11 protein-coding genes and 1 pseudogene are annotated in these 13,432 nt (G+C 67.4%); 3 read left to right on the plus strand and 9 right to left on the minus strand.

All coding sequences use genetic code 11. The annotated features are described in order from the left end of the window. Positions 1 to 216 precede the first annotated feature (216 nt). The 9 genes and pseudogenes from WD430_RS00635 to WD430_RS00680 form a co-directional block, all read right to left on the minus strand. Positions 217 to 681: a DUF892 family protein gene (locus WD430_RS00635; protein WP_339104105.1), complete on the minus strand. Its 465-nt coding sequence runs from the start codon at positions 679 to 681 to the stop codon at positions 217 to 219. Between the two features lie 64 nt (positions 682 to 745). Beyond that, positions 746 to 2,275: an FGGY-family carbohydrate kinase gene (locus tag WD430_RS00640; protein WP_339104106.1), complete on the minus strand. Its 1,530-nt coding sequence runs from the start codon at positions 2,273 to 2,275 to the stop codon at positions 746 to 748. Between the two features lie 342 nt (positions 2,276 to 2,617). After that, positions 2,618 to 3,343: a diphthine--ammonia ligase gene (locus WD430_RS00650; protein WP_339104107.1), complete on the minus strand. Its 726-nt coding sequence runs from the start codon at positions 3,341 to 3,343 to the stop codon at positions 2,618 to 2,620. A 54-nt stretch (positions 3,344 to 3,397) separates the two neighbouring features. After that, on the minus strand, positions 3,398 to 4,720 hold the full coding sequence (locus tag WD430_RS00655) for a DUF373 family protein (RefSeq protein WP_339104108.1): 1,323 nt from the start codon (positions 4,718 to 4,720) through the stop codon (positions 3,398 to 3,400). A 96-nt stretch (positions 4,721 to 4,816) separates the two neighbouring features. Beyond that, entirely contained in the window at positions 4,817 to 5,812 is a 996-nt protein-coding gene (gene sppA, locus WD430_RS00660; protein ID WP_339104109.1) for a signal peptide peptidase SppA, read from the minus strand. A gap of 127 nt (positions 5,813 to 5,939) precedes the next feature. After that, positions 5,940 to 7,280: a carboxylate--amine ligase gene (locus tag WD430_RS00665; RefSeq protein WP_339104110.1), complete on the minus strand. Its 1,341-nt coding sequence runs from the start codon at positions 7,278 to 7,280 to the stop codon at positions 5,940 to 5,942. An 87-nt stretch (positions 7,281 to 7,367) separates the two neighbouring features. After that, complete coding sequence (locus tag WD430_RS00670; protein ID WP_339104111.1) at positions 7,368 to 7,673, minus strand: hypothetical protein; 306 nt, start codon at positions 7,671 to 7,673, stop codon at positions 7,368 to 7,370. A gap of 222 nt (positions 7,674 to 7,895) precedes the next feature. After that, positions 7,896 to 8,777, minus strand: coding sequence for a phosphoserine phosphatase (locus WD430_RS00675; RefSeq protein WP_339104112.1), 882 nt, complete (start codon positions 8,775 to 8,777; stop codon positions 7,896 to 7,898). A 537-nt stretch (positions 8,778 to 9,314) separates the two neighbouring features. Continuing rightward, positions 9,315 to 10,402 (minus strand): annotated as a pseudogene (locus WD430_RS00680) (tubulin/FtsZ family protein). 153 nt (positions 10,403 to 10,555) lie between these two features. Here WD430_RS00680 and WD430_RS00685 point away from each other — a divergent pair. From WD430_RS00685 to WD430_RS00695, 3 genes are all read left to right on the plus strand, one after another. Further along, positions 10,556 to 10,981, plus strand: a complete 426-nt coding sequence (locus tag WD430_RS00685; protein WP_339104113.1) for a DUF5791 family protein — start codon at positions 10,556 to 10,558, stop codon at positions 10,979 to 10,981. 106 nt (positions 10,982 to 11,087) lie between these two features. Further along, positions 11,088 to 11,990, plus strand: coding sequence for an SDR family oxidoreductase (locus WD430_RS00690; RefSeq protein ID WP_339104114.1), 903 nt, complete (start codon positions 11,088 to 11,090; stop codon positions 11,988 to 11,990). A 182-nt stretch (positions 11,991 to 12,172) separates the two neighbouring features. Continuing rightward, the gene (locus WD430_RS00695; protein ID WP_339104115.1) at positions 12,173 to 13,357 is read left to right on the plus strand and encodes a bifunctional oligoribonuclease/PAP phosphatase NrnA; all 1,185 of its coding nucleotides are present in this window, start codon (positions 12,173 to 12,175) and stop codon (positions 13,355 to 13,357) included. The last annotated feature ends 75 nt before the right edge of the window (positions 13,358 to 13,432 follow it).

Genomic DNA, 13,432 nt, shown 5'->3' on the forward strand with positions numbered 1-13,432 from the left:
CTCGCTGAATAGTAACCTAGACCTTAAAGTCTTTTTTGCCAATATTTCCGCATATGGCTCCTTACTAACGTCACGATAGCCGACGTACCGAGAGAATACGGAATCTCAGTTACTCCAGAGACGGAACGCTCTCCGTTCGACGACGGTCGAACGGAGAGCGGCCGAAAAGTGAGGGGCCGTCGGCCGTCGACGCGCGGTCGTACCCGCGTAACCGCCCTAGGCCGTCAGTCCCTGGACGCGCTCGAGGCCGTTCTCCACCTCGGCTTTCGTCTGCTCGAGGGGATCGACGACCTCCTCCGGGAGGTCCATCCGATCGGCCAGCGTCAACAGCGTCTCGAGTTTCGTGAGTTCGAGGCGCTCGATCCCGCGTCCGAGCTCCGTCTCGACGAGGTCGCCGAGGTGGGGGTCCTCCACGTCCTGAACGAGTTCCTCACGGTCCTCGCGCAGGCCCGCGAGCGTCTCGCTCTCGAGCGCGCCGGGTTCCTCCTGGACCGCCTCGAACAGCGGCTCGAGTCGCCCGATCTGCTCGGACGTGGTCTCGCCGTGGGCCATGTAGTACTCCTCGAGTTCCTCGTCGGTCGCCGACTCGGCCAGTTCCGACTGGAGGTCCTCGAGTTCCCGCTCGATGTGGTACAGTTCGCGCAGTTCGCGGACGAACAGGTCGCGCTGGGATTCGATCATGCCGTCAGCCACGTCACCGACGAGAAACAAAGCGGTTCGCCCGCCAACTGAAACCTACCCGACCTCACTCCGACTCCGACGTCGGCTCCGTCGCGGTCTCGCGGGCCCGGGACGCAGCCTGTGTGTCCCAGATAGATTCCATTTCCCGCCGAACGGACACGTATCCGTCGTACAGTTCGTCGTACGTCGCCGCAGTCGACGGCGTCGGCTCGTACCGGGTTCGGTCGCCGACGAGCGTCTCGGTCGCGGCCTCGAGCGTCGGGACGGCGTCGAGTCCGACCGCAGCGAGGGCCGCGGCCCCCGTCGCAGCGGGCTCGTCGGTGTCCGGGACGACGATTTCGGTCCCGACGCAGTCGGCGACGAGCGGGGGGAGCAACGACGAGCGAGCGCCGCCGCCGCTCAGGGCGATCCGATCGGGGTCGACGGGGAGGTGCTCGACGCAGTCCCGCAGGGCCAGCGCCAGTCCCTCGTAGGCGCTCCGGACGAGGTGGGCGGTCTCGTGGGTCGGCGAGAGACCGAGAAACCCCGCCCGAGCGTCGGGATCGGTAAACGGCCCGCGCTCGCCGGTCTCGCTGAGATAGGGGAGGTAGAGCACGCCCTCGCTGCCCGGCGGGACCGACCGGGCTCGCTCCTCGAGATCGTCGAACGACGCGCCGTCGGCGGTCTCGGACTGCAGCCACTCGAGGGTCCGCGTCCCCGCGTTCGAGCCGATCGCGGTCGTCCAGCGGCCGTCGATTCCGAGCGCCATCCCGATCGACGTCGGCTCGTCGCCGGGGCCGTCGCCGATGACCTGCGTGAACAGCGAGGTGCCGAGCGAGGCGGCCCCGTCGCCCGGCGCCACGGCGCCGCTCCCGATCGCCGACGCGGCGACGTCGATCGCACCGGCCACGACCGGCGTTCCGGCCGTCAAACCGGTTTCGTCGGCGGCCTCGGCGGTAACCGTCCCGGTGACGGCCGTCGGGTCCCGTATCTGTGGGATCAGCGACGACTGCTCCGGGAGGCCGACCGTCTCGAAGACGTCGGACTCGAACGCGGTCGTCTCCCGATCGAGAAACGGCACCGTCGCCTCGGTGTAGTCCGTCCCGCGCTCGCCGGTTAGCGAATACGCGATCCAGTCCTTGCACGAAAACGCCGTCGCGGCCCGCTCGAGGCGCTCGGGTTCCTCGTCGGCCATCCACCGCAATAGCGGGAGGCACATCCCCGGATACGGCCGCGAGCCGCAGGTGTCGACCAGCGCCTCGAGCGTTCCGTCACGTTCCCACGCCTCGATGATCTCCGCTGCGCGGCTGTCCGACCAGAGGACGGCGTTCCGGACGGGGTCGCCGTCGTCGTCGAGCAGCCAGCAGCCGTCGCCCTGTCCCGTGAGCCCGACGGCCTCGATCGCGGTCCCGCGGGCCTCGAGATCGCCGACGACGGATCGGATCACCGCGGCCGTGGTCGACCAGACCGCGTCCATGTCCTGTTCGGCCCAGCCCGGTTCCGGATTCCGTACCGGCTGTGATCTCGACGCTGCAGCGATCCGTCGACCGTTTCGATCGTAGGCGACAGCTTTGACGTTGCGGGTTCCCGCGTCGATCCCGAGGAAGACGCTCATCGATCGATACAGCGAATCGCGCGATATTGAATCCCAGTGTGAGCGGCCGCCGAATCGCTACTCGAGCCCCGCGTCCGTGATCCGCAACCGTCCGCGCGTTCCGTCCCACTCCCGCTCGTACTCGAGGTCGATCCGTCGATCCATGTGCGGCCCGTCGACCACCAGCGTCTCAGAACCACCTTTTTTCCTCTCGGGTCGGCCTTCGGCCGACCGCTCGAGCAAAAAATCTGGACCAAAAAAGGCCGCTCGCTCACTTCGTTCGCTCACGGGCGCTACGCGCTCGTTCACGTTCTCGCGGTTCTCGGCCGTCGGCCTCCGAACCGCGCATCGCTCCCGGTACAGTTACTCGAGTCGCGCGTCCGTGATCCGCAATCGCCCGCGCGTTCCGTCCCACTCCCGCTCGTACTCGAGGTCGATCCGTCGATCCATGTGCGGCCCGTCGACCACCAGCGTCTCGAACTCGCCGCCCTCGCCCAGAATGTGGACGCCGTACTCCTCGTTGAGTTCCTCGAGTTCTTCGATCGCCTCCCGATCCAGCGTCCGACCGAGCCACGACTCGTCCAGTCCGTGCGCGGCGACCTGGATGATCGCGATCTCGAACCCGGCCTCGAGCATCGCGTCGGCCAGTTCCCGTGGGTCTTCCTGCCAGAGCGGAGCGAACAGCTCACACTCCAGTCGGTCGCACATCCCCTGAATGCGGCTCGTCTGGTACTCGCTCTCGACGGCGCCCGCGGTGACGCCGGCGAGTCCGCCCTCGAGGTCCGCGTCGAGATCGGTCAGGGCGGCCTCGAGCGGTTCGAGTTCGTCGTCGCCCTGTGCGCCGGAGTCGGCGGCGCTGGCGGCCTCGAAGTCGTCGGGCTCGACGTCGATCAGCGGGATCCCGATGCTCTCGGCCGCCAGCGCCGCCAGCTCCGTCGCGGGCACGTGGTACATGTACGAGTCGCCCGTCGGGTGAACCGTCACGAGGTGGGAGACGTCGTGTCCCGCCACGAGGGCCCGGTACAGCGCCCACGAGGAGTCCTTGCCGCCCGAGAAGAGGCTCGCCCACGTCCCGTCTGCGTCGCTCATGGATGGACGTTGCGCCAGAGGAGTATATGGATGACGAGTCCGCTCGCCGACGGGTCACTCGCTTGAATCGGGGTCAGCGCTCGAGTTCGAGTCGACGTCGGCGCTCGAGGTCGAATCGGGGTCGTCAGTCGCGTCCGTTCGGGACGTCGGCGGCCCGCCGTCGGTGCGCTCGGACATCGATTCCGGGCCCGACGGCGTCTCAGGCGCCGTCCCGGCCGCCGGCAAGTCGTCGGAGCCGCCGTCGGCGAGTTCCGCCTCGTCCGGACTGGTGCTGAAGTACGACGCGACGTGCGCGCCGACCAGACTGACCACGATCCCGGTCACGACGAACAGCGCCAGCCGTTCGCCGGCCGCCACCACGAACTGCTCGTTCGAGATGACGCCGAACTCGTAGGCCGGCACCACGAACGGCTCGATCACGTGCTGTTGCTCGAGGAAGTACGCCGAGAACCCTCGGACGACCAGTCCGACGGCGACGACGATGAAGGGCAGGTTGAGGTAGGAGCTGCGGATCGGGTCGTCGCCGATGGCCTCGTCGAGCAGTCGGCCGGCGCTGGCCGTCAGCCCGGCCATCGCGAGCCAGGGGACGCTGTCGAAGGCGAACTGCATCGTCGGGACCACGACACCGGGCGCGTCCTCGATCGTCGAGACGCCCAGCGCGCCGGCGAAGAGGCCCACGAGGGTCAGCCCCGCGGCGACGACGTAGGTGACGACCGAGACCTGCCCGGAGTACAGCGATTCGCGAACTTGGTGGGCGAGTCTCGTCACCAGTTCGTCGATGTTGAACCCCTTGTAGAGCAGGAAGACGCCGATGACGGTCGTGATCGCGGCGGCGCCCTCCGCGGGACCGACGAAGCTCGCGAGCATCGGGAAGACCAGCAGCGTCAGCCCGATCGGCACGAGGACGGTCTGGCGCAGTTCCTCGTCGGCGAGGAACTGTTTGAGCAGGTAGTAGGTCGACTCGATGTCCCGGGCCTGTCGCACGACGACGCGGTCGACCGAGTCGACCCGGACGCGGCTCTCGACGATCGGCACCAGTCGCTCGTCCTCCGCGCTGTCGATGACGACGACCGCGGAGTCTGGATCGTACTCGGCGACGAGTTCGTCCAGTTGCGTCGCGACGGCGCGGTCCGCCGACACCATCGACTCCCGGTCGCCCGAGACGACCGCGACGACGACCTCCTCGTTCTCGTCGCGGAGGTTCTGGGCGACGCGTAACGTCTCGAGCAGGGAGTTGACCCCCGAATCCTCCGGATCCGCCAGCCCGACGTCGGTCACGAGCGCGCGGACCGCCTCCCAGCCGACGACTGGAGAGCGCAGTCCGGTCTTGCGACCGACGTCGTCGGTCCGGTCGAGACAGACGACCAGCGTTGTCACGGTAGGCGATGCATTCCGTGTGACGATAAAACCACTCACTCGTTCGACGCGTCGGGGGCGCCGAGCGATCGGCGAGAGCGGCCCGCGAGCGTTCGATCAGGTCCGCAGGCGGAACTCCCGGTCCTCGGCGAGACTCGAGACACCGGCCCCGAAGGCGTAGGCGACTCGCTGCGCACCCGCGCCGATGCGGGCCATCAGCGGTCGCTCGGGCTCGAACTCCTCGACGCTGATCTCGTCGCGCTCGAGGCGGTCGGCCAGTTCGGCCTCGATCTCCCGGCGGGTGCCGAGCCGATCGACGAGATCCAGTTCGTGGGCCTGCTCGCCGAGGTAGATCCGCGCCTCGGTGTCGCGGACGAACTCCGCGTCCAGGTCGCGGCCGTCGCTGACCCGCTCGACGAAGGTATCGTAGTAGTCGTCGATCAGCCCCTGCAGGTACGCCCGCTCGTCCTCGTCCATCTCCTTCAGCGGGGAACCGGCGTCCTTGTAGTCGCCGGCGGCGAACCGCTCGTAGGAGAGGCCGACCTTCTCGGCGAGGTCGCTCGCGTTGACCCGGGAGCCGATGACGCCGATCGAGCCGACGATCGAGCCCTCGCGGGCCCAGAGTTCGTCGCAGCCGCTGGCGATCCAGTAGCCGCCGCTGGCACAGACGTCGGTCGCGTAGGCGATCGTCGGCCCGTCGAACCGTTCGGCCGCCAGCCGGATGTCGTCGCTGGGGACGACCTCGCCGCCGGGCGTGTTCAGCTTGAGCAGGAGGGCGTCGACGCCGTCGTCCTCGTCGGCCCGGTCGATCTGGTCGACGATGTCGTCGGCCGGCGTCCCCCGCGGACTCGAGGGTAGCGACCCCCCGCCGCCGTCGCGCGTGATCGGCCCCTCGACGGCGACCTCGGCGACGTCGTAGCCGGGGTACAGCGACGCGGCGATGTTACTCGAGAAGCGAACGCCGAGTCCCACCGCTGCCAGCGTGACGAGCACGCCGAGCAGTTCCGCCAGCGAGTCCGGATAGACGACGAACAGCGCGAACCCGGCCGCGGCAGAGGCGACGACGCCGCCGACGACGATCAGCAGTCGATCGATCCGTTCGCTACCGACCACAGCGGACACCTCGGTTCATACGACTCTCTCCGTTCGGTACCCGGTAAGCGTTGGTGGTTCCGGCGATCCGTCGCCTCGCGGTCTCGTTGGGCCGCTCGAGACGGCCCTCGACGCGTTCGACGCGTCATCAGTCGTCGAATCCCTGCGACGTCTGCGACGGCGACGTCCCGCGTGAACGCGCCGATTGTGGCGATGATCCCGTCGGCTCTCGGTCGTCGTCGCCGCTCGAGCCGTCGGTTCCGCTCGAGCCGTCGGCCGAACCCGACGTCGATCGGCTCTCGCGGTACGCTTCGATCAGATTGATGCCGTCCCGGACGAACGGCATCGGATCGTCGGCCACCGCGTAGTCGAACCGCGGCTGACTGACGAGCGACGTCGCGACGTCGCGCACCGCGCCCGCGAGCGACGGCCGTTCGACCATCGGATACTCCTTGGTCGCCACGCTGTGGAGGTAGCTGAGCTCCCCCCGGAGCAGGTGGCCGCCGATCCCGACTTCGTAGGTGTCCCCCGGCTCGATCGGCCGGCCGATGGCCTGCCGCCAGTAGTAGTACGGAAAATCCGCGCCCGCGCGGACGGAGAACGGCAGCGACGACCAGAAGCGGGGGTTGATCTCCATGAGCTTGTACTCCCCGTCGTCGGGGTCGCGGAGGAACTCGACCATCGCGAGGCCGTGCCACTCGAGTTCGTCCAGCAGGTCCCGACCGGCCGACTCGAGGGCCGGATCGTACACCGACTCGCGGTAGGCGCTGGGCCCGCCGCAGTACTCCCAGCCGCGGTGCTGGCAGTGCTGGAAGGTCGCCACCGGATCGCCGCGATCGTAGAGGGCGAAGAAGCCGAACTCGCGGGAGTCGGGGATCCGTTCCTGGACCAGCGGGACGTGACCGTGCCGATCGACCATGGACTGGAGGTCCGGCGGCGTCCCGGGTTGCTGGTACTCCGTCGAGCCGATCTCGATATCGTCGGCGTCGGGATCGAGATACGCGGACGAAGCGACCGTGTACCGCGGCTTCACGATCGTCTCCTGGTCCCAGTCGGTCCACTGGTCGAGCAGCGCGGTCTCCGGGACCGCGACGCCGGCCGCGTCGGCGGCGGCGAAGAGTTCGACGCGGTCCTGAACCCGCCGGAGGGTTTCGAAATCGGGCCAGTTCGTCTCGACCGCCGCGGCGAACGCCGCCTTGCGATCGGCGAGGACGTAGACGTCCTCCTCGCGGACCGGGACGATCGTTCGGACGTCCGACCGCTCGGCGACCTCGAGCAACGCGTCACCGTACGCGGACAGATCCTCGGACGGATCCGGCAGCTCGACGAACTCGTCGCAGTACGTCGAGCGGGACGCCGGCGTCGTCGACGACTCGGACCCGACGATGGTACGGATACCCCGCGGTCGCAGCGAACGGAGGCAGGCGACGGTACTCGGCGCCTCGATGCCGGGTATCAGGACGCCCGCGTCGTCGTCGTGTCGGTGCATGGTCGAAGAATCGTGATCAGCTGTCATCGGTATAGGCTCACTAACTCGATCGGTGTCCGCTATCGGTCGGTCGGTTCCACAGGCATACTAGTCGGGTCCGAACACCTGCCGTCCGCGGTCGGTTTCGACGAATCGCTCCGGTGACTGCAGGGGCGTCGCCAGTTCGCGAGCGGACGCGGCGACGATTTCGGCGACGGCGTCGAGACCCCTATCGCTTCGCTCGGAACGATCACCGTCCGCGGCGACCGCCCACCGGACGCCGTCGACAGGCGCCGCTTCCGGTGCGTCTCGCTCCCCGCGATCCGTTGCGAGGCGATCGAATCCGGGATCGTATTCGGCGAGGCTGCCGCGGCCGGTCGGTCGCCCGGCTATTCGATTCGATTCCGTATCCATTACGCGCTCGTCTACACTCCACCGCGGCAGGGACTAAAATAGCTCACCCTGCTTCCACGCGATGAGAAGGTCCCGCCGCTCGAGCGGACCGGGACGTTCGGCCGATCGGAGACGCGCGGTGTCGATCTCGAGAGCGTAACGGCTGGTCCACCGGCTCAGGAACCGTCGACGCCGAAATCGCCGCAAAGAGAGAAAACCGAACCGCCGGTAGACGAGAACGACCTAGAGCAGGCCGGTCTTCTGGAGCTTCATCAGGTCCTCGGTGTCGAGGGTCTCGCCCTCCTTGAACTTCTGATAGATCTCCTCGGCCTCTTCCTTGGCCTCCTCTTTCTTCTTGTCGCGCTCGGACTTGCGCTCCTCCTCTTCTTTCTTGTCCAGTTCGCGCAGGCGCTTCTGGACGCGGACGAAGTCCTCGTGGTGCTGGTCGGCGGCCTCTTGGGCCTCGACGAACTTCTCGTGCATCTCGTCGGCCTCGTCGCGGATGTCGTCGGCCTCCCGATAGGCCTCGATCATCTGGTTGTGGTGTTCCTGGGCCTTGTCCGCGAGCTCAGTCACCTTCTGGTGGTGCTGGGAGGCTTCCGATCGCACTTCCTCGGCTTCCTCGACGAGGTCCTCTAAGTCCTCGTTCTGCTCGAGCTTTTCCTTGCGCGACTCGTACTCCTCGCGCTTGGACTCGATCTTCTCGATGAGTTCCTTCTCCTCTTCGCTCGAGAGGACCTCGGTCTGCTGTTTGAACTCGAGTTCCTCGATCTCCTCCTCGAGGTCCTCTAAGTCCTTGCCCTCGTCGAGCTCCATGTCCGACTTGAGCTTCTCGACCTTGTCGAACAGCTCGTTGGCCTCGGCGTTGAGCTCGTTGCGGCTCTCCTTGTGCTCCTGAACCTTCTCGTTGAGCTCGTCGCGCTTCTCGCGGTGTTCCTGGGCCTCGTCGACCTTCTCGCGTGTCTTCGCGTTGAGGTCGTCGCGCTTGGACGCCCGCTCGGACGCCATCTGGTTCAGCTCGTTTCGCCGGTCCCGCAGTTGACCGGCCATCTTGATAAGCTGTCCTTTCGATTTGTTTTCGAGGTCGTCCTCCGTCAGTTCGATGTTCTTTGATTCGTCTACCATGTATTATTCAAACCTCTGTGCCATACCCGCACCGGGGACGTTCGCCCGTTTCACGGACGGTTACAGCCGTCGGTCGGACGGATACCGTCGAACGGAAACGAGCGGCCGTACACAGCATCTGCTCACGATCTGCGAAACCTCGGTGAATAAGATTTCCTGTCATCGATCGTCGAGCGATACGCGCCCCGGTGGCGTTCTGGTAGCCGTACCTATTGGCGCCTTCAATTTAAACCTACCGGTCCACTACCCCCTGAAAACCGTTCGCAGGGGCGCCCTCCTACTGTGATGGACTGTGTCATGGGTCCCGAGAGTACTTATAAATGATACCGGTCGCCGACCGGTCCGCCGACCGCGATACCCGTCGGCCGGACACCGTTCACGTCCGGCGGAATCTCGGCTCGGCCGGTGGCCGTCGTCGGCCGTCGGTGGACCGCCGTCTCGTCGGTCGGCGGCGAACCCGGATCAGTTGACACCGCTGGGTACAGTCACCGAACCCGACCGAAAACGTCCATCCGAGCGGGTTCCGGGATCGGGGCGTTAGAAGAGGTTCTCGAGGCGATCGTCGGCGAACTGCTCGGCCGGATCGGTCTGCTCCTCCTCGCGTTCCTGGGCCTTTTTCGCCTCGCGCGCGCGTTCCATGACTCGTCGATGCGGTCGGAGCGTTCCGCCCCGCCCAAGAGGACCAGCGCACCGAGCCGGTCGCTGTCCAGCGGGAAGTCCCCGCCCCGAACCTGCATGCTGCCGGTCTCGTCCTCGAGCCAGTGGCGGGCGCGTTCGACGCCCTTGCGCGGGATCCGGTCGGGTTCGCCGGCGATGACCAGCAGGGCCGAGTCGGCCGTCGTCGCGTCGGGGAGACTGGTGCCCGTCAGCAGGGCCTGTCGAGAGACGCTCATGGCGGTGTTGACGTTCTCGGCGCTGTCCTCGCTGGCGATCTCGGTCGCGTACCCCAGCGCGGCGATGCCGCCCGCCCGGAGGGTGTTGATGACCTCGCTCGAGTCGACCACACTTTCGCCGACGCCCTCGACGGCCTCGCCGGAGGCGAACAGGAGGCCGACGCGCTTGGCGACCCGCTCGTTGATCGTCTCGAAGGCGCCCTCGACGCTCTCGCCCTGTTCGTGCCAGGCGTCGTTGTCGACCAGCAGCGTCGAGTCGGCCTCGCGGACGATGGTCTTCAGCGACCGGCCCGCGTTGGCCTGGTAGAGCGCGCCCTCGTTTCGCCCCGGGAGGACCCCGAGCGCGTAGACGGGAACGTCGTAGATCTGCTGGAGGTGGTGGACGACGACCGGCGCGCCGCCGCTGCCGGTGCCGCCGCCGAGGCCGGCGACGACGAAGATCGCCTCCGCTTTGGAGGTGACGCGGCCGTCGATCGAGTCCAGCACCTGCTGGATGTCCGCCTGCATGATCTCGGTCCCGAGTTCGTTATCGCCGCCGACGCCGTGGCCGTTGACGCGGTCGGCGCCGACCAACTGCGTGTCGACGTACTCGAGCGACTGGAGGTCCGGTTCAGCGGAGTTGACGGCCAGCGCGCCCTGGACGGCTCCGAACCCCATCTCCGCGTCGAAGCGGGCGAGCCGTTCAGTGACCTTGCCACCGGCCTGACCGACACCGATCAGGGCAACTTTCATAGTATCTCATGTAAGTATGCCCAATTGAACGTTTCGGCGGACAATTGCAGCGAACGCGATGACTCGAGTCGGCCGCCGACGTGGCGTCGATACCCCGTCACCGAGCCGACAGGGATAATAATACCTTTCAACGCGATGCCCGTTCTTCCGGGCATGTTCTACGAACAACGGATGACCGTCCCGGACTCGCCCGCCGACCTCCGCGCCGAGTACGAGGACGACCTCCGGGCGGTCGTCAACCAGCACGGCGTCGACGCCGTCGCCGACGAGACCGACGTCGACCGCGAGAGCGCCGAGGCCTTGCTCGAGGGCGACTCGCCCGCCCTTACGCTTCCCGAAGCGGCCCAGATACAGGCGCTCGAGGACGGCGAACCCGAGCCCGACGAGATGGTCGAAATCGCCTGTGAGCACCTCCTGCTCGGAATGACCACCGCCGTTCTCGACGTCGACGCCGTCGAGAGCGAGCTCGGAATCGATATGGACGCAAAGGAGATCCAGCAGAAGATCGAACGCCGCGCGCCGATGTCACTCGAGGAGTTCGTCCACATCCAGTACGTGATCGCCGACGGCGCGCCCTGACGGCGTCGTCAGTACTCCCGCCAGTCGACGACGTCGAATCGGGCGAGGGGACTCGAAGCGTCTCCTCGAGCAGTGATACTATAGTCGTTCGTCCACGAGTCGAGGTATGAACGTCGCAATTCTGGGCTGTGGCCACGTCGGCCTCGAGTTGGGCCGTCAACTGACCGATCGCGGCCACGAGGCCATCGGGGTACGCCGATCGGACGAGGGCATCGCGGCGATCGAAGACGCCGGCTTCGCGGCCGTGCAGGCGGACGTCACCGACGACGCGGACCTCGAGGCCGTCCCGGACGTCGACGCCGTCGTCTTCGCGGCCAGCAGCGGCGGGCGCGGGGCCGAGGCCGCACGCGAGGTCTACGTCGAGGGGCTCCGGACGGCCGTCGAGCACTTCGACGAGCGCGAGGCCTCGCCGGAGCGACTGGTCTACACCTCCTCGACGGGCGTCCACGGCGACCACGACGGCGACTGGGTCGACGAGGAGACGCCGATCGAACCCACCACCGAGAAGACCGAGGTGCTGGCCGAGGCCGAACGGATCGCTCGCGAGTTACCCCCCGAGCACGGCTTCGAGGGCACCGTCGCGCGCTACGCCGGTCTCTACGGCCCCGGCCGCTACCGCCTCGAGCGCTACCTCGAGGGGCCCGTCACGGAGGGCTACCTGAACATGGTTCACCGCGACGACGCCGCGGGGGCCGTCCGCTACCTGCTCGCGGAGGACCTCGCGCGCGGCGAGGTCGTCCAGGTGGTCGACGACGAACCGGCCCACAAGTGGGAGTTCGCGGACTGGCTGGCGGAGCGATGCGGCGTCGAGGAGCCACCGAAGCAGACGAAAGCCGACCGACTGGCGGACGACGACATCTCCGAGGCCGGCAAGCGGCGCATCCTGACGAGCAAGCGCTGTGCCAACGAGAAACTGCGCGAACTCGGCTACGAGTTCGCGTATCCGACCTACCGCGAGGGGTATCGGGACGCCATCGAAGCCTACCGAAACGGCGAGACCGGAATCTGAGCGGTCCGAGGGCGGTCGGACTGCCGCTTGCGAGACGCGAAGAGCGCTGCGCGAGTGCCCCCGATCGAGGGCGGTCCGACCGGGAACCGGACGGCAGGGACCGACCGAGAACTTGCGTCGAGACCGACCGATTCGGTCACTCGAGGGGGAAATTTCTTGTCGATTCGATTTAATGGTGACGTATGATCGTTCGGAACGGCTCGACCAGCGGCGCGTTCCGCCAGTCGGGCGCGGCGCTGGTCGGGCCGGTCCGCGAGTTCCTCGAGTCCCTCGAGCCGTTGATGCTCTCCCTGTTCGTGGTGGCGACCGTCGCGGTCGTCGTCGGCGGCTGGTGGGTCGTCCGCTGGTTCCGGCGGCCGCCGGGCGTTCGCTTCCAGCGCCTGCTGGAGGAGTACGACCACGTCGCGGTGGTGATGCACCCGAACCCGGACCCCGACGCCATGTCCTGTGCGATGGGGGTCGCCCGGATCGCCGAGAGCGTCGGTACCGAGGCGACGCTGCAGTACGCCGGCGAGATTCGCCACCAGGAGAACCGCGCGTTCCGGACCGTCCTCGATCTGGACCTCGAGGCCATCGAGTCGAGTTCGCAACTGGCCGCCGACGCGGTGGTCCTCGTCGACCACAACACGCCCCGCGGGTTCGCGGGCTCTCAGACCGTCGAACCGATCGCGGTCATCGACCACCATCCCGGCAACGGCGCGGGAACGGAGTTCACCGACGTCCGGACGGAGTACGGCGCCGCCTCGACTATCCTCGTGGAGTATCTGGACGAACTCGGCGCGTCGATGACCGGCGACGGGGACGGCCTCGCGGTCTCGGCGGAACTGGCGACCGGACTGCTCTACGGGATCCAGTCGGACACGAAGCACCTGACCAACGGCTGTTCGCGGGCGGAGTTCGACGCCTGCGCCGCGCTGTTCGACGCGGTCGACGAGGACCTGCTCGATCGGGTCGCCAACCCGCAGGTCAGCGACGACGTCCTACAGGTCAAGGCGACGGCGATCACCGAGAAACGCGTCGAGGGCCCCTTCGCCGTCTGTGACGTCGGCGAGATCTCGAACGTCGACGCGATCCCGCAGGCCGCGGACGAACTGATGCACCTCGAGGGGGTGACGGCCGTCGTCGTCTACGGCGAGTACGACGGGACGATCCACCTCTCGGGGCGCTCCCGGGACGACCGGGTCCACATGGGCGAGACGCTCCGCCACGCCATCAGCGACATTCCGATGGCGAACGCGGGCGGCCACGCCCGGATGGGCGGCGGGCAGGTCTCGGTCGACCACATGAACGGGATCGGGCCCTCCGACGGCATCTCGAGGGACGAGTTCGAGAATCGGCTCTTCGCGGCGATGTCCGGTGAACGGTAACGAGCGACCGATATCGTGTTCGCTGCCACTCGAGTTACTGCCCGCTCGAAGAAACGGGCTGAGAACGCTGCTAAC

This window comes from Haloterrigena sp. KLK7, from assembly GCF_037914945.1.
In the GTDB taxonomy this organism is placed as follows: domain Archaea; phylum Halobacteriota; class Halobacteria; order Halobacteriales; family Natrialbaceae; genus Haloterrigena; species Haloterrigena salinisoli.